Annotated in this window: 24 protein-coding genes, 1 tRNA gene and 1 pseudogene; 11 read left to right on the top strand and 15 right to left on the bottom strand. The window is 63.7% G+C overall.

Annotated elements, in window-relative coordinates; genetic code table 11:
* Window positions 1-28 precede the first annotated feature (28 nt).
* Window positions 29-105, top strand: a tRNA-Arg gene (locus tag LB555_RS13055).
* A 77-nt stretch (window positions 106-182) separates the two neighbouring features.
* Here LB555_RS13055 and LB555_RS13050 read toward each other — a convergent pair.
* The 5 genes from LB555_RS13050 to LB555_RS13030 all read right to left on the bottom strand — a co-directional run bounded on the left by LB555_RS13050 (window position 183) and on the right by LB555_RS13030 (window position 5,159).
* Window positions 183-1,841, bottom strand: a complete 1,659-nt coding sequence (locus LB555_RS13050) for an FAD-binding dehydrogenase (RefSeq protein WP_224683026.1) — start codon at window positions 1,839-1,841, stop codon at window positions 183-185.
* Window positions 1,842-1,880: 39 nt separating this feature from the next.
* On the bottom strand, window positions 1,881-2,867 hold the full coding sequence (locus LB555_RS13045) for a Gfo/Idh/MocA family protein (RefSeq protein WP_224683025.1): 987 nt from the start codon (window positions 2,865-2,867) through the stop codon (window positions 1,881-1,883).
* Window positions 2,868-2,991: 124 nt separating this feature from the next.
* Window positions 2,992-3,567: a YceI family protein gene (locus tag LB555_RS13040; RefSeq protein WP_224683024.1), complete on the bottom strand. Its 576-nt coding sequence runs from the start codon at window positions 3,565-3,567 to the stop codon at window positions 2,992-2,994.
* Between the two features lie 69 nt (window positions 3,568-3,636).
* Window positions 3,637-4,209 (bottom strand): cytochrome b, encoded by a 573-nt coding sequence (locus LB555_RS13035; protein WP_140615164.1) that lies wholly within the window; start codon window positions 4,207-4,209, stop codon window positions 3,637-3,639.
* Between the two features lie 59 nt (window positions 4,210-4,268).
* The gene (locus tag LB555_RS13030) at window positions 4,269-5,159 is read right to left on the bottom strand and encodes a LysR family transcriptional regulator (protein ID WP_015314384.1); all 891 of its coding nucleotides are present in this window, start codon (window positions 5,157-5,159) and stop codon (window positions 4,269-4,271) included.
* Between the two features lie 96 nt (window positions 5,160-5,255).
* Between LB555_RS13030 and LB555_RS13025 the strand changes: the two are divergent.
* A pseudogene (locus LB555_RS13025) lies at window positions 5,256-6,250 on the top strand (aldo/keto reductase).
* 110 nt (window positions 6,251-6,360) lie between these two features.
* On the opposite strand, the gene LB555_RS13020 reads toward LB555_RS13025, so the two are convergent.
* The 7 genes from LB555_RS13020 to infC all read right to left on the bottom strand — a co-directional run bounded on the left by LB555_RS13020 (window position 6,361) and on the right by infC (window position 13,031).
* Window positions 6,361-6,963, bottom strand: coding sequence for a nucleotidyltransferase family protein (locus tag LB555_RS13020; RefSeq protein ID WP_224683023.1), 603 nt, complete (start codon window positions 6,961-6,963; stop codon window positions 6,361-6,363).
* A gap of 38 nt (window positions 6,964-7,001) precedes the next feature.
* The gene (gene pheT, locus LB555_RS13015; protein WP_224683022.1) at window positions 7,002-9,410 is read right to left on the bottom strand and encodes a phenylalanine--tRNA ligase subunit beta; all 2,409 of its coding nucleotides are present in this window, start codon (window positions 9,408-9,410) and stop codon (window positions 7,002-7,004) included.
* A 43-nt stretch (window positions 9,411-9,453) separates the two neighbouring features.
* Entirely contained in the window at window positions 9,454-10,506 is a 1,053-nt protein-coding gene (gene pheS / locus LB555_RS13010) for a phenylalanine--tRNA ligase subunit alpha (RefSeq protein ID WP_224683098.1), read from the bottom strand.
* A 300-nt stretch (window positions 10,507-10,806) separates the two neighbouring features.
* Window positions 10,807-11,208 (bottom strand): 50S ribosomal protein L20, encoded by a 402-nt coding sequence (rplT, locus tag LB555_RS13005; RefSeq protein WP_006201247.1) that lies wholly within the window; start codon window positions 11,206-11,208, stop codon window positions 10,807-10,809.
* 88 nt (window positions 11,209-11,296) lie between these two features.
* Window positions 11,297-11,500, bottom strand: coding sequence for a 50S ribosomal protein L35 (gene rpmI, locus LB555_RS13000; RefSeq protein WP_006201248.1), 204 nt, complete (start codon window positions 11,498-11,500; stop codon window positions 11,297-11,299).
* 184 nt (window positions 11,501-11,684) lie between these two features.
* Window positions 11,685-12,332 (bottom strand): methyltransferase family protein, encoded by a 648-nt coding sequence (locus LB555_RS12995; RefSeq protein ID WP_140660118.1) that lies wholly within the window; start codon window positions 12,330-12,332, stop codon window positions 11,685-11,687.
* A gap of 162 nt (window positions 12,333-12,494) precedes the next feature.
* Window positions 12,495-13,031, bottom strand: coding sequence for a translation initiation factor IF-3 (gene infC / locus LB555_RS12990; protein WP_023772325.1), 537 nt, complete (start codon window positions 13,029-13,031; stop codon window positions 12,495-12,497).
* A gap of 222 nt (window positions 13,032-13,253) precedes the next feature.
* On the opposite strand from infC, the gene LB555_RS12985 reads away from it, so the two are divergent.
* From LB555_RS12985 to LB555_RS12970, 4 genes are all read left to right on the top strand, one after another.
* Window positions 13,254-14,039 (top strand): alpha/beta hydrolase, encoded by a 786-nt coding sequence (locus LB555_RS12985; RefSeq protein WP_224683021.1) that lies wholly within the window; start codon window positions 13,254-13,256, stop codon window positions 14,037-14,039.
* A gap of 2 nt (window positions 14,040-14,041) precedes the next feature.
* A complete protein-coding gene (locus LB555_RS12980; protein WP_224683097.1) occupies window positions 14,042-15,184 on the top strand; it encodes a benzoate/H(+) symporter BenE family transporter in 1,143 nt (380 codons plus the stop codon).
* A 117-nt stretch (window positions 15,185-15,301) separates the two neighbouring features.
* A complete protein-coding gene (locus LB555_RS12975; protein ID WP_224683020.1) occupies window positions 15,302-15,784 on the top strand; it encodes a DUF2852 domain-containing protein in 483 nt (160 codons plus the stop codon).
* Window positions 15,785-15,883: 99 nt separating this feature from the next.
* Window positions 15,884-16,642 (top strand): M48 family metallopeptidase, encoded by a 759-nt coding sequence (locus tag LB555_RS12970; RefSeq protein ID WP_015314374.1) that lies wholly within the window; start codon window positions 15,884-15,886, stop codon window positions 16,640-16,642.
* Window positions 16,643-16,648: 6 nt separating this feature from the next.
* On the opposite strand, the gene LB555_RS12965 is transcribed toward LB555_RS12970, so the two are convergent.
* Window positions 16,649-16,867, bottom strand: a complete 219-nt coding sequence (locus LB555_RS12965; RefSeq protein ID WP_140711650.1) for a hypothetical protein — start codon at window positions 16,865-16,867, stop codon at window positions 16,649-16,651.
* Between the two features lie 111 nt (window positions 16,868-16,978).
* On the opposite strand from LB555_RS12965, the gene LB555_RS12960 reads away from it, so the two are divergent.
* The 5 genes from LB555_RS12960 to LB555_RS12940 all read left to right on the top strand — a co-directional run bounded on the left by LB555_RS12960 (window position 16,979) and on the right by LB555_RS12940 (window position 22,394).
* Window positions 16,979-17,638, top strand: a complete 660-nt coding sequence (locus LB555_RS12960) for a phosphoribosylanthranilate isomerase (RefSeq protein ID WP_140712443.1) — start codon at window positions 16,979-16,981, stop codon at window positions 17,636-17,638.
* Between the two features lie 90 nt (window positions 17,639-17,728).
* On the top strand, window positions 17,729-18,979 hold the full coding sequence (gene trpB / locus LB555_RS12955; protein ID WP_224683019.1) for a tryptophan synthase subunit beta: 1,251 nt from the start codon (window positions 17,729-17,731) through the stop codon (window positions 18,977-18,979).
* 61 nt (window positions 18,980-19,040) lie between these two features.
* A complete protein-coding gene (trpA, locus tag LB555_RS12950) occupies window positions 19,041-19,880 on the top strand; it encodes a tryptophan synthase subunit alpha (RefSeq protein ID WP_140719140.1) in 840 nt (279 codons plus the stop codon).
* A gap of 48 nt (window positions 19,881-19,928) precedes the next feature.
* Window positions 19,929-20,855, top strand: coding sequence for an acetyl-CoA carboxylase, carboxyltransferase subunit beta (gene accD / locus LB555_RS12945; protein WP_015314369.1), 927 nt, complete (start codon window positions 19,929-19,931; stop codon window positions 20,853-20,855).
* Window positions 20,856-21,068: 213 nt separating this feature from the next.
* Window positions 21,069-22,394 carry a bifunctional folylpolyglutamate synthase/dihydrofolate synthase gene (locus LB555_RS12940; RefSeq protein WP_224683018.1) on the top strand — a complete coding sequence of 442 codons (1,326 nt, stop codon included), beginning with the start codon at window positions 21,069-21,071 and terminating at the stop codon, window positions 22,392-22,394.
* 229 nt (window positions 22,395-22,623) lie between these two features.
* On the opposite strand, the gene LB555_RS12935 is transcribed toward LB555_RS12940, so the two are convergent.
* Both LB555_RS12935 and trxA read right to left on the bottom strand, forming a co-directional pair.
* Complete coding sequence (locus LB555_RS12935; protein ID WP_015314367.1) at window positions 22,624-22,905, bottom strand: cupin domain-containing protein; 282 nt, start codon at window positions 22,903-22,905, stop codon at window positions 22,624-22,626.
* Between the two features lie 132 nt (window positions 22,906-23,037).
* Complete coding sequence (gene trxA, locus LB555_RS12930) at window positions 23,038-23,361, bottom strand: thioredoxin (protein ID WP_015314366.1); 324 nt, start codon at window positions 23,359-23,361, stop codon at window positions 23,038-23,040.
* Window positions 23,362-23,379: the final 18 nt, after the last annotated feature.

The following is a 23,379-nucleotide window of genomic DNA, read 5'->3' as shown; positions in this document are numbered from 1 at the left end:
CGGGGCCGTCGAAAACATGGCCTGATGCGCGCCCGTAGCTCAGCTGGATAGAGCACCAGACTACGAATCTGGGGGTCAGGAGTTCGAATCTCTTCGGGCGCGCCAAATCTCCTAAGCCGCGGTTTATTGGGTGCACGGTCGATGGCAGCGGCTCAGCCAAATGCCGGCAGCACGCCGCTGTCTCACCCCACTGAGCGTGCCGCCGCCCGGCCGGCGCTGCGGCCCGAGAAGATACAGCCGCCCAGGAATGTGCCTTCGAGCGCCGCGTAGCCATGCACGCCGCCGCCGCCGAAGCCCGCCACTTCACCGACCGCATAGAGGCCCGGCACCGGCTGGCCGCCGGCATCGAGCACGCGGCTGTCGAGATCGGTCTGCAGGCCGCCCAGCGTCTTGCGGGTCAGGATGTTGAGGCGCACCGCGATCAGCGGTCCGTTCGCCGGGTCGAGCATCTTGTGCGGCTTTGCCGTGCGGATCAGGCGGTCGCCGAGATAGGCGCGCGCGCCGCGCAGCGCGGTCACCTGCATGTCCTTGGAGAACGGATTGTCGAGTTGCATGTCGCGGGCGCGGATCTCGCGCTCGACCGTTGCGACGTCAAGCAGCGGTTCGCCGCCGGCCAGCGCGTTCATGCGCGCGACCAGTTTCGAAAGATTGGCCTCGACGATGAAGTCCTCGCCCTTTTCCATGAACGCCTTGACCGGGCCGGGAATGCCCGACGTGGCGCGACCGAGCACCTGGCGCCAGCTTTTTCCCGTCAGGTCGGGGTTCTGCTCCGAGCCCGACAGCGCGAATTCCTTCTGGATGATCTTTTTCGTCAGGATGAACCAGGAATAGTCGAAGCCGGTGCTCATGATATGGCTAAGCGTGCCCAGCGTGTCGAAGCCGGGATAGAGTGGCACTGGCAGGCGTTTTCCCCGGGCATCGAGCCACAGCGAGGATGGGCCGGGCAGGATGCGGATCGCATGGTCTGTCCAGATCGGCGCCCAGTTCTTGACGCCCTCGACATAGTGCCACATGCGGTCGCGGTTGATGACCCTGCCGCCGGCGTGTTCCGATATGGCCAGCATGCGGCCGTCGACATGGTCCGGCACGCCGGTGATCATGCGCTGCGGCGCGTTGCCCAGCCGCTTGGGCCAGTTTTCCCGCACCAGCCGATGGTTGGCGCCAATGCCGCCGGAGGCGACGATCACCGCCTGCGCTTGCAATGCGAAACCGCCTGATACGTCGCGCGGACTCCTGTGGCCGCGCTCGACAGGGCTCGGTTGCAGGATGTCGCCCTGTACGCCGGTCACGGCTGCACCCGTCCGCGTCAGGGCATTGACCCGGTGACGAAACCTGAAGTCGATCAATCCCCGCTTTTGCGCCTCGCGCACGCGCAGCACGAAAGGCTCGAGCACGCCGGGACCGGTGCCCCAGGTGATGTGGAAGCGCGGTACCGAATTGCCATGGCCGATGGCGTTGCCGCCGCCGCGCTCGGCCCAGCCGACGACAGGAAAGAATTTCAGGCCGCGCTCGATCAGCCAGGAGCGCTTCTCGCCGGCGGCGAAGCCGACATAGGCCTCGGCCCATTTGCGTGGCCAGTGGTCTTCCGGCCGGTCGAAGGCGGCGGTGCCCATCCAGTCCTCGAGCGCCCGGTCATGGGAGTCGCGGATGCGCATGCGGCGCTGCTCCTGTGAATCGACGAGGAAAAGCCCGCCGAAGGACCAGAACGCCTGGCCGCCCAGCGATTGCTCCGGCTCCTGGTCGACGATGATGATTTTCTTGCCCGCTTCCGCAAGCTCGGCGGCGGCAACCAGTCCGGCAAGGCCGGCGCCGACAATGATCACATCCGCGTCGTCAGCCATTTTTCCTCCCCAGGATTAGCCGGCTATGCAATACGGGTTTCAGACGGTCTCCCAGCCGCCTGTGTCGCCGGCGCGGAAGATGGCGTCGATGACTTTCTGGTTGAGCACGGATTCTTCCAGCGTGAAGACGCGCTCCTTGCCGCCAAGAGCTGCCCGCGCGAAGGTCTCGACCTCGAGCCTGTATTGCTGCGTGCCGGGGAAGCGGAACACCTGCGCCTCGGTGTGGTTCTGGTTGTGCAGTTCGACGCGGTGATGGTCGTAGAGCCCGGCATTGAAGGGCGAGAACAGTTCGATGAAACCCTTCTCGCCGTGGAACACCATCACCTGCCGCGCCGCCATCTGCGTCGACAAGTAGAAGGACAGCTCGAAATCGCCGAAATCGGCGCGGATCGATGAATAGATGTCGGTGCCGAATGTCTTGTCGCGCTCGATCGTCGCCTGTACGCGCAACGGCTCCTTACCGGTCGAGAAGCGTGTCGACACGGTCGGGTAGACGCCGATGTCGGGCAGCGCGCCGCCGCCGAGATCGAGCTTGTTGCGCATGTTGTTGGGGTCGACATTGTAGTAGGAAAACGCGCCCTGCACATGGCGCAGCCGTCCGATGGCCCCGCTGGCGATGAGATCGCGCACCTTGATCCACTGCGGGTGGTAGATGACCATGAAGGCTTCGCAGACCAGCACCTTCTTCTGGTCGCGCAGCTTGATCAGCGGCGCGATGTCCTTGGCATCGAGTGCCAGCGGCTTTTCGACCAGCACATGCTTGCCCGCTTCGATGGCTTTTGCAGTCCATTCGACATGCTGCGAGGTCGGCAACGGGATGTAGACGCCATCGACCTCGTTGGAAGCGAGCAACTCCTCATAGGAGCCGAAGGCATGGCGCGCGCCAAAGCGGTCGCCTAATGCCTTGGCCTTCGCTAGGTCGCGGCTGGCGATCGCCGACAGCACGCCGTTCTCCGCTTCGACGATTACCGGCAACAGCTGCTCGCGGCCGATCTTGGCCGTCGACAACACACCCCATCGGAACATCACGCTTCTCCCTATAGATTACAGGCAAGGAGGTTTGCCTGAAATCGCTGGAAAAGCCAATGCAGGTCGCTCGGTTCCTCGCCCCACGAAAGCGGGCAAGGAACCCAGGTACCTCAGCCGCGCGCTAGCCCCTTTTCCCGGTCAGCGTCATGTCGAAATCGACGACGTTGGAATAGAGCGGCGTGCCGACATCCATGCCGTAGCGCGAGCGCAGCACCTTGCCGGTGACATGGAATTTGATCGTGCCGCCCTTCAACCCGTCGAGCTCGGCGGTGAATTTTTCCGGAAACGTCTTGCCGCGCGCCGTCAGCCTGCCGGTGACAAGGGCCGACGTGTCGCCGGTGCGGGTCACGCTGGTCGAGCGGAACTGGATTTCGGGACTGTTGGTCGCGTCGAACACCGCGTCGGAGCGCAGGAACGCATCGATGCGGCCTTGGCCGGTGCCGACGCTTTCGGGATAGATGGTCAGGTCGACTTTCGAACGGCTGACATCGTTGTTGTCGATGCGGATCATGCCCTTGAAACGGGCAAAGGCGCCGTCGAAACCGCCGCCGCCGGCCTTGCCGATGGTGAAGCGGATCGCGGAGCCAGTTTGGCTGATCGTATAGCTGCCAACGGCATCGCCGAGCACGACCGCCGCATAAACAGGCATGGCAAGGCAGGCGGCGATAGCCGCCAATCCGAGGATTCGCGCACGCATTGGGTTGTTCCTTGTTAGGAGGAAGCGCTCTCTGGCGTCCTCACCCCACAAACGAGACCAAGGCGCCTTCTATTCCCCGGCTGACGAAGGCGTGATCATACGCGCGAGCACCCCGTCGCGAAGCAGGAAACGGTGGCGCAGGGCAGCCGCGACATGCAGGGCGACAAGCGCCGCGCCGGCATAGGCGAGATACCAGTGTGCCGACGTCCAAAAGCTTTCGGCGGCATCGGATTCGGCGAGCGGCAGGTTCGGCATGACGAACAGGTTGAACGGCATGCTGGGAATCTCCAGCGTCGAGACCGACACCAGCGCCCAGCCTGACAGGGGCAGGGCGATCTGGAAGGCATAGAGCGCCAGATGCGCCAGCGGCGCCGAGCGGCGCTCCAGGGCGCCGACAGAAGGCGGCAAGGGCGGTGCCGCATTGCCGAGCCGCCAGGCGATACGCAGGATGATGAGCCCCAGCAGCAGGAAGCCCAGGGATTTGTGCAGCTGGATCAATTCGAAGGCCGTGCGTTGGCTCGGGGTCCTGACCATGACGAAGCCGAGCATGAACTGGCCGATGAAGATAATCCCGATCAGCCAGTGGAGGACGATGGTTGCCCATCCATAGCGGGTCGCGGTGTTGGTGATTGAAGCCTGCATGCGAGGCGAACGTTGGCGCGGCCAGCTTTCTTCCCCTTGCCGACGAGGAGGAGAGTTGCCTACCCACCCACCTTGAAGAAATCGACGAAAGCCCTCAGCGCCGGCCGCATCTGGCGGCGGCTCGGGTAATAGACGAAGAATCCCTGGAAGGGTGGGCACCAGTCCTCCAGCACGCGGATCAGCCGTCCATCGGCGAGCGGCGCGCGGACATAATCCTCGAAAACGAAGGCGAGCCCGGCGCCGTCGACCGCGGCCTGGGCGATCAGATGGTCCTCGTCGAGGATCAGCGGCCCTTGCACCGCCATCTCGACCTCCTCGCCGTCCTTTTCGAATTCCCAGCGGTAGAGGATGCCGCTGGAGAAGCGGAAGCGGATGCAGCGATGCTCGGCGAGGTCGCGCGGGTGGCGCGGCCGGGGCATGGCCTCGAAATAGGATGGTGCGCCCACCACCGCGCCACGAATGTCCGGCCCGATGCGCACCGCGATCATGTCGCGCTGCAGGCTCTCGCCGAGCCTGACACCAGCATCGAAACCGCCTGCCACCACGTCGGTGAAGCGATCCTCGATGATGATCTCCAGCACGATGTCGGGATAGGCCGATGCAAAGGCGCTGAGCCGTGGCGTCAGCACCAGATGCGCTGACGTGCGCGGCACGCTGAGCCGCAAGTTCCCGGCGGGCCGGTCGCGCGCCTCGACGGCCGTCTCCAGCGCCAGGTCGATCTCGGAAAGCGCCGGCCGCAATCGCTCCAGCAATTGTGCGCCTTCCTCGGTCGGAGCGACACTGCGTGTGCTGCGCGCCAAAAGGCGCACGCCAAGCCGTGCCTCCAGGCTGGAGACCGCGTGGCTCACCGCGGAGGGAGCTATCGCCAGTTCCCTGGCCGCGCCGCGAAAACTGCCGCATTGGGCAACGGTTGCCAGCACCGCGAGCTGTGAGAGATGTGCCCGATTCATTGATCTATTTCATGGAACGACCCGTACGAAGAAGAGCCGATTATCGAACGTGCTGCAAGGCGTTATTTCCTAGGCATCACAACAAGGAGATGCGTGATGAAAACCCGCAAGCTAGGAACTGAACTCGAAGTCTATCCGGTCGGCCTCGGTTGCATGGGCATGAGCTTTGCCTATGGCGGCCAGCCGGAAGCCGAGGCGATCGCCACCTTGCACCGCGCCGTCGAGATAGTGTCAACTTCTTCGACACGGCCGAGGTCTACGGCCCCTACGAGAACGAGATCCTGCTGGGCAAAGCGCTGAAATCGGTTCGCGATAAGGTGACGATCGCGACCAAATTCGGCTTCAAGATCCTGGAGGAAGGCACCGGCATGGATCGCATGGCCGGTGTCGACAGCCGTCCCGAGCACGTCAAGGCCGTCGCCGAGGCGTCGCTGAAGCGGCTCGGCACCGATGTCATCGACCTCTATTACCAGCACCGCGTCGACCCGGACGTGCCGATCGAGGATACGGTCGGCGCCATGGCCGAGCTGGTGCGCGAGGGCAAGGTGCGGGCGCTTGGCCTGTCGGAGGCAAGTGCCGCCACCATCCGCCGGGCACACGCAGTGCACCCGATATCAGCAGTGCAGAGCGAATACTCGCTGTGGAGCCGCGACCCGGAAGACGAGACATTCGCCGTCTGCCGCGAGTTGGGCATTGGCTTCGTGCCCTACAGCCCGCTCGGCCGCGGCCTGCTCACCGGCACCATCGCGAGGCCGGAGACCCTGAGCGACGACGATTGGCGCCGCACCTTGCCGCGCTTCCAGGCCGACGCCATGGAAGCCAATGCCAAGGTGATCGCCACGCTGGAAAGGATAGCGGTGGAGAAGGGCGTCACCTCGGCGCAGCTGGCGCTGGCCTGGGTGCTGCACCAGGGCGACTTCATCGTGCCGATCCCGGGTGCGCGAAAAATCCGCCATCTGGAGCAGAATACGGCGGCGGCTGACATCGTGCTCAGCGCGGCAGAGGTCGCGGCGATCGGCGATGCGCTGTCGCCCGACAAGGTGATGGGCAAGCGCTACACCGAGGAGTTGCTCGCGCTGGTGAATGGGTGAAGGTGGAAAAGGGCGCGCCCTTTTATGCAGCGAATTAAAGGGCGTTGGCGCGAGGCACCCCCCTCTGTGACAGAGGGGGGTGCCTCGCGCCAACCTGAAACTCTGTTAGCTCACCACGGCACCACCGTAATCTCCGGCCAATACGCCCGCGCTCGCGCGCCCTTCTCCTCATGCGTCTTCCGGTTATCCATCAGCCGGCTGGGCGTAATTCGAAACGAAAAAAGGTCGTCGAGCCCGAACGGCGCCACGAGGTCCAGCTGCCCGTCGGCGTCGTAGCGCACCCCGACCGCATGCGTCTTCGAGGCAAAATAGCTGACGGATTGGCTGGCACTCGTATAGCGCGGGCACGGCTGCCCGAACTTTTGCGGATACCACAGATGCACGCGCGCCTGGTTGCGTACTTCCACCGGCAGTGGCAGTCCTTCGAAATGCCTGGCGGCCCGTTGGATCACCGCGTCTTCGGCCTCGTAGGACAGGTCGGAGTCGTCGAAATAAAACAGGTCGACATCCCTGATGCCGTAGCCCGGCGGCTTGCCGGTCAGGTGGTTCCAGACGCTGTTGTAAAGCGCGCCGGAAACCACCAGCCAATCCGGCAGCGCAAGCGCGCGCGCCCTCGCCAGCATTTCGGCAAGCAGCGGGTCAGCCGCGACGATGTCGAGAAAAGCCGTACGCTGTTTCTCGAAGGAGAGCCCAGAATAGCGCAGATGGTCCATCGCCCTTTGGAGAGCGATTCGCCATCCGCTCGCAAGTCTCAGCCGCGCAGCACGCCGCCCGTCTGCTTACCGACATTCTCGACGATGCGCTTGGCAAGCGCCTCGAAATCCTCGTCGGTCAGTGTCTTCTCGACCGGCTGGATAGACACTTCGATGGCGATCGACTTCTTGCCTTCGCCCAGCGACGCACCCTCGAACACGTCGAAGACCGAGACAGCCGTGATCAGCTTCTTGTCGGCGGCAAGCGCGGCACGTACCAGCGTGCCGGCCTCGACTCCCTTGTCGACGACGAAGGCGAAGTCGCGCTTCACCGCCTGGAAAGCGGACAGGTCCAGCCTGGGCTTGGTCTTGGTCGGCTTGGCCTTCGGCTCGGGCACGGCGTCGACGAACACCTCGAAGCCGCAGAGCGGCCCCGAGACATCGAGCCCTTCCAGCGTCTTCGGATGGAACTCGCCGAACGTGCCGAGCACGGTCTTCGGGCCGAGCTTGATCGTTCCGGAACGGCCGGGATGGTACCAGGCGGGTCCGCCGGCCTCGATCTGCAGCCGGTCGACCGGCGCGCCACAGGCTTCAAGCGCGGCGATCGCGTCCGCCTTGGCGTCGAACACGCCGACCGGGCCCGAATTGCCGGCCCAGTTGCGGCCGGAGCCGTCGAGCTTGGCCGTGCCGCGGCGCACGCCGGCGGCGACGCGCCGCTGCTGGTCGGCGCCGTCGCCCTCATAGGTGCCCGAGACCTCGAACAGCGCCACGTCGCCGATGCCCTTGTCGGCGTTGCGCTGCGCGGCCGAAATCAGCCCCGGCAGCAGCGAGGGCCGCATGTCGGACATGTCGGCGGCGATTGGGTTGGCAAGCTTCAGCGCCGTCTGGCCGCCGCCGAACAGTTCGGCGTGTTTGGCCGGGATGAACGACCAGGTAACGGCCTCCATCATGCCGCGCACCGCAAGCGAACGCTTCGCGGCACGGGTGCGAATCTGCAGCGTGGTCAGGATCTTGCCGTTGACCACGTCATGCGCGCCGAGCGGCTGCGGCGCGATGTTGTCGACGCCATGGATGCGCATGACTTCCTCGACCAGATCGGCCTTGCCGTCGACATCGGGCCGCCAGGACGGCACCGTGACGTCGACGACGTCGCCCGATCCCTGGGCGTGGAAGCCGAGACGCGACAGGATGTCGAGGCTCTCCGCCTTTGGCACCTCGATACCGGTCAGCCGTTTCACTTCCGACAGCGGAAGCGACACGATCTTCGGCTGATGCCCGGCATAGCCGGCCACCTCGGCCTCGGTCGGCGTGCCGCCGCAGAAATCGATCACCAGCTTGGTCGCCAGTTCGATGCCCGGCACCATGAATTCAGGGTCGACACCGCGCTCGAAACGGTAGCGCGCGTCGGTGATGATGCCGAGCGTGCGGCCGGTGCGGGCCGTGGTGATTGGGTCCCAAAGAGCGGATTCGATCAGCACGTCCGTCGTGTTCTCGTCACAGCCGGAGTGTTCGCCACCCATGATGCCGGCAATGGACTCGACGCCATTGTCGTCCGCGATCACGCACATCTCCGGCGTCAGCGTGTATTCGCGCCCGTCGAGCGCCTGCACCTTTTCGCCATTCTTGGCGCGGCGCACCACGAGCTTGCCGGCGACCTTGGCGGCATCGAAGACATGCAGCGGCCGTCCGCGGTCGAAGGTGACGTAATTGGTGATGTCGACCAGCGCGCTGATCGGCCTCAGCCCAATGGCGATCAGCCGCTGCTGCAGCCATTTCGGCGAGGGTCCGTTCTTGACATCCTTGACCAGCCTGAGGGCGAAGCCGGGGCAAAGCTCCGGCGCTTCGATCGTCACCTTCACCGGGCACATGCCGTTGCCGACATGCGGCATGATCGCCCCGCCGACGAGGCGGCCAAGCCCGCTCGCCGCCAGATCCCGGGCGATGCCGTAGACGCTGGTGGCGTCGGGCCGGTTCGGCGTCAGATTGATCTCGATGACCGGATCGTCGAGATGCGCATAGGACGCAAAGCTGGTGCCGACCGGCGCATCCTCGGGCAGGTCGATGATGCCATTATGCTCGTCGGACAGTTCCAGTTCGCGCTCCGAACACATCATGCCATGGCTTTCGACGCCACGGATCTTGCCGACAGTCAGCGTCACGTCGATGCCGGGCACATAGGTGCCGGGCGCGGCGAAGGCGCCGATCAGGCCGGCGCGGGCGTTCGGCGCGCCGCAGACGACCTGCACCGGCGGCTTGCCGTCGCCGGTATCGACGGTCAGCACCCGCAGCCGGTCGGCGTCGGGATGCTGCACCGCCGTCAGCACCTTGGCGATGACGAAGGGTTTCAGCCCCGCCTTGTCGTCGACATGCTCGACCTCGAGGCCGACCGAGGTCAGTCGCTCGACGATTTCGGCCAGCGTGGCGTTGGTCTCGAGATGATCCTTGAGCCAGGAGAGGGTGAATTTCATTGGGCTGTTCCGTGGTAGCTGGCAGCAGAAGTCTTCAGGGCCGTCACGCGCTCAGGCCTCCGAACAGCGTCGGCATGTCGAGCGGCCGGAAGCCGTAGTGCGACAGCCAGCGCACATCCGCGTCGAAGAAGGCGCGCAGGTCGGGCATGCCGTATTTCAGCATGGCGATGCGATCGATGCCCATGCCCCAGGCGAAACCCTGGTATTCATCTGGGTCGAGCCCGCCGGCCCTGAGCACATTGGGGTGCACCATGCCGCAACCCAGGATCTCCATCCAGTCGGAGCCTTCGCCGAAGCGCACTTCGCCGGGCCTGGAGCGGTCGCATTGGATATCGACCTCGAGGCTTGGCTCGGTGAACGGGAAGAAGGACGGGCGAAAGCGCATCTTGACCTGCGGCACTTCGAAGAAGGCCTTGCAGAACTCTTCCAGCACCCACTTCATGTTGGCGACGTTGGCTGATTTGTCGATCACCAGCCCTTCGACCTGATGGAACATCGGCGAGTGGGTGGCGTCGGAATCCTGGCGATAGGTCTTGCCCGGAATGACAATGCGGATCGGCGGCTTTTGCTTCTCCATGGTGCGGATCTGCACCGGCGAGGTATGAGTGCGCAAAAGCTTGCGCTCGCCCTTCTCGTCCGGCTGGAAGAAGAAGGTGTCGTGCATCTCGCGTGCCGGGTGGCCCTCCGGAAAATTCAGCGCGGTGAAATTATAGTAGTCGGTCTCGATATCGGGACCTTCGGCGATGGCGAAGCCGAGATCGCCGAAGATCGCGGCGATTTCGTCGATGACCTGGCTGATCGGATGGATGCGGCCGCGCTCGGCCGGCGACTGCCGCACCGGCAGCGTCACGTCGACCTTCTCAGCCGCCAGACGGGCGGCGATCGCCACATCCCTCAGTTCAGCCTTGCGGGCCGTCAGCGCCTCGGTGACACGATTTTTCAGGCCATTGATCGCCGGGCCCTTCACCTGCCGTTCCTCGGCGCTCATCGCGCCGAGCTTCTTCAGCATTTCCGAGATTGAGCCCTTCTTGCCAAGCGCCGAGACGCGCACCGCCTCGATCGACGTCTCGTCGGCGGCCGAGGCGATGTCAGCCATCAGGGTATTTTCGAGTGCATCAAGGCCAATGGTTGCGTCGTTCACGATCAAACTCGCTGCGTTGGAAGTCGGCTTAAGTGAAAGTCACTTTAAAAGTGAAATTTCAGGCAGAGACAAAAGAACCCGCGCCAGCCGTGCCAGCGCGGGTTCCCCAAATCAGAATTTCGAATGCTTGGGAAGCGCTGGGCTCGGAGCCCGATCCCGAAAAGTTGCAGACTTTTCGGAAAAGATCGCGCTCCCCGCTAATTTCCCTGGAGCATGATGTTGTCCAAAAAGTCAGAAACTTTTTGGCATCATGCTCTAGGCGACAGCGCTTTCAAAAGCATTCGGAGTGGTGTTCTTGAGGTACTCAAGAGCAACCTTGGCCTTGGCCACCAGGGCGGCGAAAGCCTGCGGCTCGTGGATGGCCATGTCGGACAGGATCTTGCGATCGATCTCGATGCCGGCCTTGTTCAAACCGTCGATGAAGCGGCCATAGGTCAGGCCATGCTCGTGCGTCGCGGCGTTGATGCGCTGGATCCACAGCGCGCGGAACGAGCGCTTGCGGTTCTTGCGGTCGCGGTAAGCGTACTGCAGCGACTTTTCCACCGCCTGCTTGGCGATGCGGATGGTGTTCTTGCGGCGGCCGTAGAAGCCTTTCGCGGCTTTCAGGACCTTCTTGTGCTTGGCGTGCGAGGTGACGCCTCTCTTTACGCGTGCCATGTCATGATCTCCTTAAAAGCAATTCCAGGTGCCTGGCGGCGTTCCGTTCGAAATTGCGTAAAACTGATGCGTGTCCGGACCGAATGCCTTAGAGGCCGTTCGGCAGAAAATTCTTGATGACCTTCTTGCCATCCGGTTCAGCCAGAACCATCGTGCCGCGGGCATTTCGAATGAACTTGTTGGAACGCTTGATCATGCCGTGACGCTTGCCGGCCGCAGCCGACAGGACTTTACCCGTACCTGTGATCTTGAACCGCTTCTTGGCGGCCGATTTGGTCTTCATCTTGGGCATTTTGCTACTCCGTATTGTTGGCGCACGATCGCGCTTCTTGTTCGCTCCGGGCCGACCAAAGCCCGAAAAGCAAATGAAACCGCCACGGCATGCCCTGCCGGGCGGTTTTCTTGGAACGGCGGTGCTATAGATCAAAGATGGCGCGGGCGCAACACCTCAGCACCGTGCGACGCACTGTCCCCGGTCAGGGCAGCCTAAACCAGACCGGCAGCATGCCCGACAACTGCGCGCCGTCGATCAGTTCGAAAGCCGGCAGCGCGATCAGGAACACCAGCCCGTCGAGCAGTGTGGTCAAAAGCAGGCTCGGCCTGAAGCTGCCGGTGTCGCCTTCCTGGTAGAGCGAAAGCTTGGGGAAGAAGCGCGGCACGCGTGCCAGATAGTCGGCATAGGGTGCACCGAGCGCCTCCTTGAGGAACTTCTCCTCGCGCAGGATGACGATATGGAAGGCACCGGCGCACAGAACCGCGAAAAGAATGATGCCGGAGAACGAGCCGATCTGCGCGCCGACGCCGGCGGCGGCCACGGTCGAGAACACGTAGAGCGGGTTGCGGGTGATCGAGTAGGGCCCGCCGGTCACCACCTCGGAGGATTTGCGCCCGCCTATATAGAGCGTCGCCCAGAGGCGCCCGACGATGCCGAGGAAAATCAAGAGCACGCCGAACATCTCGATCGTTTCGTGCACCGGCGTGTCCGGCGGGAAGGTCGACTGGCCGAACAGCAGCGCCAGAAACAGCACCACCACGAGCACGGCAAGCACCAGCCGGCGCATCTGCTGGTAGTTGCCCAGCCCGTGTTTGACGTCCTTGACGTCCGAAACCTTGTCGTTGGCCATGCGGGAATCCGATCGTCGAAGAGCTTTGCCGGCGATCGCAGCTTTGAGCTAAGAAATAAGGCGTCCCGCCGATCGCCGGGACGCCCTGTAGCACAATTCAGGCGGATTAGAGCGCGATGTCCGGGCCTGACGTCATCGTGATCCAAGTGCGTTCCGCAAACCTTAGCGCGGCGCCAGCACCATCATCATCTGGCGGCCTTCGAGCTTCGGCTCGGCTTCCACCTTGGCGATGGTCGCCACCTCCTCGCGCACCTTGTTCAGAAGCTGCATGCCGAGTTCCATATGCGCCATCTCGCGGCCGCGGAAGCGCAGCGTCAGCTTGACCTTGTCGCCTTCCTCGAAGAAGCGGCGCACCGCCTTCATCTTGGTTTCGTAGTCATGGCTGTCGATGTTCGGGCGCATCTTGATCTCCTTGATCTCGATGACCTTCTGGTTCTTGCGCGCCTCGGCCGCCTTCTTCTGGTTGGCGTATTTCAACTTGCCGAGATCGAGGATTTTTACGACGGGGGGGACCGCGTTGGGCGATATTTCGACGAGATCGAGCCCGGCCTCTTCGGCGAGCAGCAATGCGTCGTTGATGGAAATATCGCCGCGATTCTGGCCGTCGGCGTCGATAAGCTGGACCCGGGGAACCCGGATGTCACGATTGGAGCGCGGCCCATCCTTGGTCGGCGCCGCTGCTTTGAAAGGTCTGCGAATGGTCGTGGTCTCCTTGGCCGTTTCGTTCGGGATTTGTCGGTCTTGATACGTGGACGCGCCAATGTGGTGAGCGCGCGGGCGGAGTCAATAGCACAGCATTGACAGAAAATCACCCTGATCGCTGGCCTGCACCAAACAAAGAAACAGCGCGAGTACTTTTCGCCACGCCTCCGGCTGTGCCACAAGGACCGCGTGCCAAAAGACGGGCCTGAGGAAAAAACCATGATCGCCACGCCCCCATCCTCCCTGGCTCCAACTTTTCTGGATGTCGACGGATCTGATATCGCGGTGCGCCATTCAGCCGGCTCGACGCCCGGCATCGTCTGGCTCGGCGGCTACAAGTCGGACATGCTGGGCACGAAGGCCGAGACGTTGTCGGACTGGGCGGCACGGCAAGGCCGGGCCTTCCTGCGGCACGATTATTCGGGCCATGGCGAATCCGGCGGCGCCTTCGCCGACGGCACGATCTCGAAATGGCTTGCGCAAAGCCTTGCCGTCTTCCGGCATTTCGCCAAAGGCGATCAGATCCTGGTCGGTTCGTCGATGGGCGCCTGGATCGCGCTGCGCATGGTGCAGGAATTGCGCAAGGCGGGCGACGCAAACGTCGTCGGCCTGGTGCTGCTGGCCCCGGCGCCGGATTTTACCAGCGACCTGATCGAGCCGGTGCTGACCAAGCCACAGAAGCGCGATCTCGCCGAAAAGGGCTTCTTCGCGGAACCCTCGGATTATTCCCCCGAGCCTTACGTCTACACCCGCGCCCTGATCGAGGATGGGCGCGATAACCGGGTGATGACCGGGCCGATCGACACGCATTGCCCGGTTCACATCTTGCAGGGACTGGCCGACGCCGACGTGCCGTCGAGCCATGCCTTGAGGCTGGTCAGCCTGCTGCCGGCCGACGATGTCACGCTGTCGCTGATCCCTGACGGCGACCACCGCCTGTCGCGGCCGCAGGATCTCGACATGCTGGTGCGGGCGGTCGGCGATATGGCCAGGCGAGGCCAGTGACGATGCGCCTGTCCATCCCGATCTCCGCCTTCGTCGCGGCCATCGTCGGTTTCGGCGGCACGCTGGCCATCGTCATTGCCGCCGCCAAGGCGGTCGGCGCGACGCAGGTCGAGACGGCAAGCGGTGTGACGGCGATCTGCCTGGCCATGACCGTCGAGTGCCTGTGGCTGTCATGGCGCACGAAAATGCCTGTCATCACCGCCTGGTCGACGCCGGGCCTTGCACTGGTCGCCGCCTCGAGCGGCTTCTCGATGGGCGAGGCCGTCGGCGCCTATATCGTCACGGGCGTGCTGCTGGTCGCTACCGGCCTGTTTGGGCCGCTGACCCGGCTGATATCGAGAATACCGGCTTCGGTCGCCTCCGGCATGCTGGCCGGCATCGTCGTCACCTTCGCCATCAATGCCATGAAGGCCATCCCGGCGGACCCTTGGCTCATCCTGCCGCTGATCGCGGTATTCTTCGTCATCCGGCTGTTCAATCCGGCGCTGTCGGTGCTGGCGGTGCTGGTTGGCGGTGGCCTTGCCGCCTTCCTTACGGGCCGTGTCGGCGGCCTGCCCGCGCCCGAACTGTCGACACTGACGTTTATCGCTCCCCATTTCACCGCCAAGGCGATCATCGGCCTGGCGCTGCCGCTCTACCTCGTCACCATGGCTTCGCAGAACCTGTCGGGGCTGGCGGTACTGCGGGCGGCCGGCTACCACCCTGAACCTGGCCCGCTGATCGGCGTCACCGGCCTGTTTTCGCTCCTGTCGGCACCATTCGGTGCCGGAACCACCAATCTGGCCGCGATCTCGGCGGCCATCTGCACCGGCCCTGACGTCCATCCCGATCCCGCCGAACGCTGGAAGACCGGGCCGTTCTACGCGCTTGCCTATCTCGTCTTCGCGATTTTCGGCGCTTCGCTGGTGGCGATCTTCGCCGTCCTGCCGCAGAGCCTGATCGTGCTGGTGGCGGGACTTGCGCTGATGGGGTCGCTCGCCAACGCGCTGGCGATCGCGCTGAAGGACGAGGGCGAGCGCATGGCCGCAACCGTCACCTTCGTCGTGACCGCCTCCGGGCTGACGCTGTTCGGTGTCGGCGCCGCATTCTGGGGCCTGATCGCCGGGTTGGTCGTGCTTTTCCTCGATATGCTCAAAAAGCGATAATCATTTCAGGCCCTTGTTCGGTTTTGGCGGACATTGTCTTGAATCGCCGTTTTCGCCTTCCCATTTCGATTCCACGCAGCCGGTTCTGGCTGTCTCCAACCGAAGGAATGGGAGAAAATGAACACATCTGCATTGATCCGCCCGGCCTGGACGCCGGCGACCATCGCGTTGATGGTGATCGGTTTCATGGTGTTCTGGCCGCTCGGCTTCGCCATGCTCGCCTACATCATCTGGGGCGACCGGCTCGAGGGCTTCAAGCGTGACGTCAACCGCGCGACCGACGGCATCTTCGCCGGCTGCCGCCGTGGCTCCGACAAGGCCGCGCGCTGGGGCAACGGCTCCGCCCGCACCGGCAACGTCGCTTTCGACGACTGGCGCGAAAAGGAGCTTGAGCGCCTGAACGAAGAGCGCCGCAAGCTCGACGAGATGCTGACGCAGTTCGACGAGTATGCCCGCGAATTGCGCCGCGCCAAGGATCAGGACGAGTTCGACCGGTTCATGGCCAACCGCAACACGTCGACCGCGCCGGCCAAGACCGATCCGAGCACCGGAACGACCCCCACCAAGCGTGGCAAAGGCTCGAACCTGCTCGACGACTGAAGCCCGGCGACAGGGCCAAGGTATGATGACGGCGTCGCGCGAGCGGCGCCGTTTCTTTTTTGTTCTATTCGTTCTCCTCGAATCGCGTATCGTCCCGCCATGACCATCGGGTTCTTCCGCAATCTGACGAAGCCCAAACCCACGCCTGTGGTGGAGCGGGAATATTGCGTCGCCGGCCGCACGCTGCCGCTCAAGATCGTCGAGAGCGCCAGGGCAAAGCGTCTGACGCTGCGCATCGATTCCGGCGGACAGGGCCTGCGCATAACCGTGCCGCCGGGCCTGCGCCGCGGTGAAGTGGACAGGTTCCTCGACCGCCACCAGGACTGGCTGGAACAGCGGCTGGCCAAGGTGCCGACGCGGCCGCAGGTGCGTCCGGGCATAAAGATTCCGGTGCGCGGCGTGGCCCACCGTATCGTACATGAGCCGTCAAAGCGCGGCACTGTCACCATATCGCGCGACGACCGTGGCCCGCTGCTGATCGTGCATGGCGACCGCATCCATCTGCCGCGCCGCATCGCCGATTTTTTGAAGCGCGAGGCCAAGAAGGAGATCGAGAAGCTGGTCGTCAAGCATACGGAGGCGCTTGGCAAGCGCGCCAAGGCGATCCGCTACAAGGACACCTCCAGCCGCTGGGGCTCCTGCACTTCGGAAGGCAATCTGTCCTTTTCCTGGCGCATCATGATGGCGCCGCAGCCTGTCATAAACTACCTCGTCGCGCATGAGGTGGCGCATCTCAAGGAGATGAACCACGGGCCGAAATTCTGGAAACTGTGCGAAAAGCTCTGCCCCGACACCGACCGCTGCAAGGACTGGCTGAAGCGCAATGGCGGCGCCCTGCAGGCGATTGTGTTCGAGTAGGGCGCCTCAATCATCATTCGCCGCATTGAGCTCATCCGGCCGCAACCCTTCGTCAGCATGATGCGGCCAGGGTAGAAAGTTCCGATCGAAAGCTTCGCCGCCGAAATAATCCAGCGCTCGATGCGCCTCGGCGCCGTTGAATGCGGCCCTGTCCATGAGGTGCGCTATGACCTCGCGCGCCTGCGCGATCTTCTGCTTCAGTTCGGCAACGGTCTGGTCGGCCATGGCTGTGCTCCCGCCTTGCATGCTGTCCATCCATAGGTAGCGCCTTTGGCCTTGCCGGCAAACAGCATGCTTTTTCTCGACTCTTGGCGCTTTTCGTGCCAATTCCGCGCCATGGCGCTCGACATCAAGATCTGCGGCTTGAAGACCGACCAGGCAATGGCCGCGGCCCTGGCCGGCGGCGCCAGCCATGTCGGGTTCATTTTCTTTCCAAAAAGCCCGCGTTATGTTGAGCCGGCCGAAGCCGGCCGTCTGCGCGAAGCGGCTCGTGGCAAGGCCTCGGCGATTGCCGTCACCGTCGATGCCAGAGACGCCTTCCTCGACGAAATCGTCGAAAAGCTGCAGCCCGACATGCTGCAACTGCACGGCTCCGAAACCCCCGAGCGAGTGGCTGAACTGAAAGCCCGCCATGGGCTGCCGGTGATGAAGGCGTTGCCGCTCAGCGAGGCCGCCGATCTCGAACGGATAAAGCCGTTTGTCGGCATCGCCGACCGGTTCCTGTTCGACGCCAAGCCTCCAAAGGGCTCGGAGCTGCCGGGCGGCAATGGCGTCGCCTTCGACTGGCGCATTCTCGCCGGCCTTGACGCCGGGATCGATTACATGCTTTCCGGTGGGCTCAACGCCGCCAACATCGGCGATGCCCTTAGGCTGGCCAATCCGCCCGCGATCGACATTTCGTCAGGCGTGGAAAGCGCCCCGGGCGTCAAGGATCCGGCGCTGATCGAACAGTTTTTCCGGGCCGTCAGGGCCGCGCGGGACGACCGCGCTGCCTGAACAAAATTTCGAACCCTGAGCATGTCCCGGAAAAGTGGGAACCGGTTTTCCGACAGGACATGCTCAAAGTACAGATCTAGGAGATCGGCGATGAACAAGCCGGCGACACCCAATTCCTTCCGCACCGGACCCGACGAACAGGGCATGTTCGGCATTTTCGGCGGTCGTTTCGTTGCCGAAACGCTGATGCCGCTGATCCTCGACTTGGAAAAAAACTGGAACGAGGTCAAGAACGATCCGGAATTCAGGGCCGAACTGACCGGTCTTTCGACCCATTATGCCGGACGGCCGTCGAAGCTCTACTTCGCCGAGGGCCTGACCAGGCATCTTCGTGAGGTTTCCTCGGCGAAGGGCCTCGGGGGCGGCGCGAAAGTCTATTTCAAGCGCGAGGATTTGAACCATACCGGTTCGCACAAGATCAACAACTGCCTGGGCCAGATCCTGTTGGCCAAGCGGATGGGCAAGAAGCGCATCATCGCGGAGACCGGTGCTGGCCAGCATGGCGTGGCGTCCGCGACCGTCGCGGCCCGCTTCGGTTTTCCCTGCGTCGTCTATATGGGCGCGACCGACGTTGCCCGGCAGAGCCCCAACGTCTTCCGCATGAAGCTGCTCGGCGCCGAAGTGCGGCCCGTCACCGCCGGCCACGGCACGCTGAAGGACGCCATGAACGAAGCCCTTCGTGATTGGGTGACCAATGTCGAGGACACCTATTATTTGATCGGCACCGCGGCTGGCCCGCACCCCTATCCGGAACTGGTGCGCGATTTCCAGTCGGTGATCGGAACCGAGGCGCGCGCGCAGATCCTCGAACAGGAGGGGCGGCTGCCCGACACCATCATCGCCGCCGTCGGCGGCGGGTCCAATGCCATCGGCATGTTCCATCCCTTCCTCGATGACAAGGAAGTTCGGATCATCGGCATCGAAGCCGGCGGGCGCGGCCTCGACGGCATCGAGCATTGCGCCTCGATGAATGCCGGCTCCCCCGGCGTGCTGCACGGCAACCGCACCTATCTCCTGCAGAATGCCGACGGCCAGATCATGGACGGCCATTCGATTTCGGCCGGCCTCGATTATCCCGGCGTCGGCCCGGAGCATTCCTGGCTGCGCGACTCCGGCCGTGTCGACTATGTGCCGATCCTTGACGCCGAGGCGCTCGAGGCCTTCAAGCTGACGACCCGCGTCGAAGGCATCATTCCGGCGCTGGAATCCGCGCACGCCATAGCCCATGCGGTCAAGATCGTGCCCGCCATGGACAAGGACCAGATCGTCATCGTCAACCTGTCCGGCCGTGGCGACAAGGACGTGCACACGGTGGCCTCGATGCTGGGCATGGAGATCTAGGCCCTTTGGACCGTTCGACCTGGGAGTTGATTATGAGCAAAATTCGTCCAAAGGGCCTGACATGACAACCCGCATCGACCGCCGCATGGCGAAGCTGAAGGCCGAAGGCCGCCCGGCCCTCGTCACCTATTTCATGGGTGGCGACCCCGACTATGCAACCTCGCTGTCGATCATGAAGGCGCTGCCCGGCGCCGGCTCCGACATCATCGAGCTCGGCATGCCGTTTTCCGACCCGATGGCCGACGGCCCGGCGATCCAGGCGGCGGGCCTCAGGGCGCTCAAAGGCGGCCAAACGCTGGTCAAGACGCTGAAGATGGCGTCGGACTTCCGCGCCGGCGACGATGAAACGCCGATCGTGCTGATGGGCTACTACAACCCGATCTACATCTATGGCGTCGACCGCTTCCTGAAGGACGCGATCGCCAGCGGCATCGACGGGCTGATCGTCGTCGACCTGCCGCCGGAGATGGATGAGGAACTCTGCATCCCGGCGCTGAAGGCCGGCATCAATTTCATCCGGCTGGCGACGCCGACCACCGACGACAAGCGCCTGCCCAAGGTGCTGCAGAACACATCCGGCTTCGTCTACTACGTGTCCATGACCGGCATCACCGGCTCGGCGCTTGCCGACACCGGCAAGGTCGCCACAGCGGTCCAGCGCATCAAGGGTCACACCAACCTGCCGGTCTGCGTCGGGTTCGGCGTCAAGACCGCCGAACAGGCGCGCGTGATCGGGGCCAACGCCGACGGCGTGGTCGTCGGCACGGCGATCGTCAACGCGGTCGCGAACGTGCTGGGGCCGAACGGTGAAAAGACCGCCGATCCGGCGGAGGCAGTCGCCACGCTGGTCAGCGGCCTTGCGCAAGGCGTGCGTTCGGCCCGCCTTGCTGCCGCCGAATAGTTTCCCTACGTCTTTACCCAACTCTTCGTCAGGACAGGAGCCGAAGCGATGAACTGGATCACCAATTACGTTCGCCCGAAGATCAATTCGATGCTCGGCCGGCGCACCGACATGCCCGAGAATCTCTGGATCAAGGATCCCGAGACTGGCGAGATGGTGTTCCACAAGGACCTGGAATCCAACCAGTTCGTCATCCCGTCTTCCGGCCATCACATGAAGATCTCGGCCAAGGAGCGGCTGAAATTCTTCTTCGATGACGGCAAGTACGAGACCCTGGACAATCCCAAGGTCATGCAGGATCCGCTGAAGTTCCGCGACGAGAAACGCTATGTCGACCGGCTGAAGGACGCCAAGGCCAAGACCGGCCTGGAAGACGCCATCATCAATGCGCTGGGGACCGTCGAGGGCTTGCCGGTGGTGGTGACGGTGCAGGATTTCGCTTTCATGGGCGGTTCGCTCGGCATGGCTGCGGGTGATGCCATCGTGCATGGCTTCGAGGTCGCCTTGCAGCGCAAGCGGCCGTTGATCCTGTTCGCCGCCTCCGGCGGCGCGCGCATGCAGGAAGGTATTTTGTCCCTCATGCAATTGCCGCGCACCACGGTTGGTGTCGACCGGCTGAAGGAAGCCGGCCTGCCCTACATCGTCGTGCTGACCAACCCGACCACCGGCGGCGTCACCGCCTCCTATGCCATGCTGGGCGACGTGCACATCGCCGAGCCCGGCGCGCTGATCGGTTTTGCCGGGCCGCGTGTCATCGAACAGACCATCCGCGAGAAGTTGCCGGACGGCTTCCAGCGCTCCGAATATCTGATGGAGCATGGCATGGTCGACATGGTGGTGTCGCGGCTGGAGCTGCGCGAGACCATCGCCCGCCTGTTGAAGATGCTGCTCAAGATGCCGGAAGAGCAGAAGCCTCTGGAACCGGAAATCTTGCCGCCGGCCGTGGTTGCCGCCGAAGTCCGGCCGCAAGCTTGACGCTACATCGACATGACGCGAGACTGGCCTGACGTGAGACTGGCCTGACGTGAGACTGGCCTGACGTGAGACTGGCCTGACGTGAGACTGGCCTGACGCGACATTGGCCGCCGCGAACAGCGATTGCGCGGCATCCGTTGCGCGCTGTAGCCTTTCGATAGCCGTGGTCTTTGCGGGAGCGATTCTGGCTCCAGGCCATGCACGGGATTTGCCATGACGACGCTTGCCGCGGACCGCGAAATCGAAGCCCTGATGGCGCTTCACCCGAAGGGCTTCGACCTTTCGCTCGACCGCATCTCGCGGCTGTTGGAGCGGTTGGGCAATCCGCAGGACCTGCTGCCGCCGGTCATCCACATCGCTGGCACCAACGGCAAGGGTTCCTGCGCCGCCTTCTCGCGGGCGCTGCTGGAAGCCTCCGGCCGGCTCGTCCATGTCCACACCTCGCCACATCTGGTCAGCTGGCACGAGCGCTACAGGCTGGCCGCCGAAGGCGGCGGCAGGCTGGTCGACGACGACATCTTCGCGGAGGCCATTGCCCGCGTTGCCAAGGCCAATGCAGGCCAGAAGATCACCGTCTTCGAAATCCTCACCGCCGTCACCTTCATCCTGTTTTCGGAACATCCGGCCGATGTCGCGATCATCGAGGTCGGTCTTGGCGGCCGTTTCGACGCCACCAATGTGATCGCGCGGCCGGCCGTGTCGGTGATCATGCCGGTGTCGATGGACCATGAGGCCTATCTCGGCGATCGCGTCGAACTGATCGCCGCCGAAAAGGCCGGGATCATGAAGCGTGGCTGTCCGGTGGTCATCGGCGCGCAGGAAAGCGAGACGGCGCTGCAGGTGCTGATCGACGCCGCCGAGCGGCTGGAATGCCCGACCCTGGTCTACGGGCAGGATTTTCTCGCTTTCGAGGAAAACGGCCGCATGGTCTGTCAGGACGATGATGGGTTGATGGATCTGCCGCCGCCGCGCCTGCCCGGTCGGCACCAGTTCGCCAATGCGGCCGCCGCGATCGCCGCGGTCAAGGCGGCCGGCTTCGAGATCAGCCACCGCGCCGCCGAGAAGGCAATGACCAACGTCGCCTGGCCGGGCCGCATGCAGAAGCTGGCGCAGGGCCGGCTGGCGGAACTGGCGCCGAAGGGCGCCGACATCTGGCTCGACGGCGGCCATAATCCCGGCGCTGGCGTCGTCATCGCCGAAGCGCTGGCCGAGCAGGAAGAAAAGAACCCGCGTCCGCTCTTCCTCATTTCCGGCATGATCAACACCAAGGATCAGGCCGGCTATTTCCGCGCCTTCAAGGGCCTCGTCCGGCATGTCTACACCGTGCCCGTGAGCATGAGCGATGCCGGTGTGCCGAATGACGAACTGGCGATCCGTGCCACGGAAGCCGGGCTGACGGCCGAGCCGGTAAGCTCCGTCGCCAGCGCCCTGATGCTGCTGCGCGACACTTGGGACGGCCCCACGCCGCGCATCCTGATCGGCGGGTCACTTTACCTGGCCGGCGCGGTTCTCGCCGAGAACGGCACGCCCCCAACCTGAGGCCGTCCATCGCCTCGTCATCCCCCGGCGTAGCGAGGAGCGAAGCGAAGCAGCACAGACCCCAGGAACCGCGACTTCAAAGCGCCGCAGCGGTGCGGAATTTCCTTCCGCTGTATTCGTCGATGGCCGTCACAGCATGGATACCTGGGCCTTCGCGACGGAGCTTCGCTCCTGCTTCGCCCTGGTATGACGAAGTTAGGGAGGTCTCGCTCAGCGTCAGAGGTGCCGCTTACTTCAGCTCAATCTCGATAAAAGCGTACTCGCCCTCATTGGCGCTGACGACGTCGTGTTCCACTCCCTCCTTGCGGAAATACGGCGCGCCTTTCTTCATCTCGGCGAAGGTTTCGCCGTCCTTGGTCACCAGCTTCAGCTTGCCGTCCATCAGCGGCACCACGACATAGTCGTGGCCGTGGCGATGCCAGCCGGTGTTGTCGCCCGGTTGAAAGCGGTATTCGGTGACGATGACGCGTTCGTTGTCGATGAAGACGGTGGCCTTGGCGGATCCGGTCATTTCTCTCTCCCTGCTTCTGCTGTCAACAGAGGACATGGAGTGGCCCGATGTGAGGGCCAGAGCGGCGCACCGATGACGCCAACAAAAAGCCCGGCGCGATGGCCGGGCTCAATGCTTGGAATTCAGATGGGATCAGGCGAGATTGCCGTTGACCCAGTGCGACAGTGCGGTCTTGGGCGCGGCGCCAACCTTGATGTCGGCCACTTCGCCGCCCTTGAAGATCATCAGCGTCGGGATCGAGCGCACGCCAAACTGGGCGGCAAGCTCGGGATTCTCGTCGATATTCAGCTTGGCGATCTTGACCTTGGCGCCGAGCTCGGTGGCGATGTCCTCAAGCGCCGGTGCGATCATCTTGCAAGGGCCACACCATTCCGCCCAGAAATCAACCACAACCGGCACCTGGGCATTAAGCACGTCAGCCTGGAAATTGTTCTTGTCGACCTTGACGGTGGTCATGCGGAAATCCTTTCGAAA

Source organism: Mesorhizobium sp. BR-1-1-10 (genome assembly GCF_020165595.1).
GTDB classification, from domain to species: Bacteria; Pseudomonadota; Alphaproteobacteria; order Rhizobiales; family Rhizobiaceae; genus Mesorhizobium; species Mesorhizobium australicum.
This window is presented reverse-complemented; position numbering and strand designations above follow the sequence as displayed.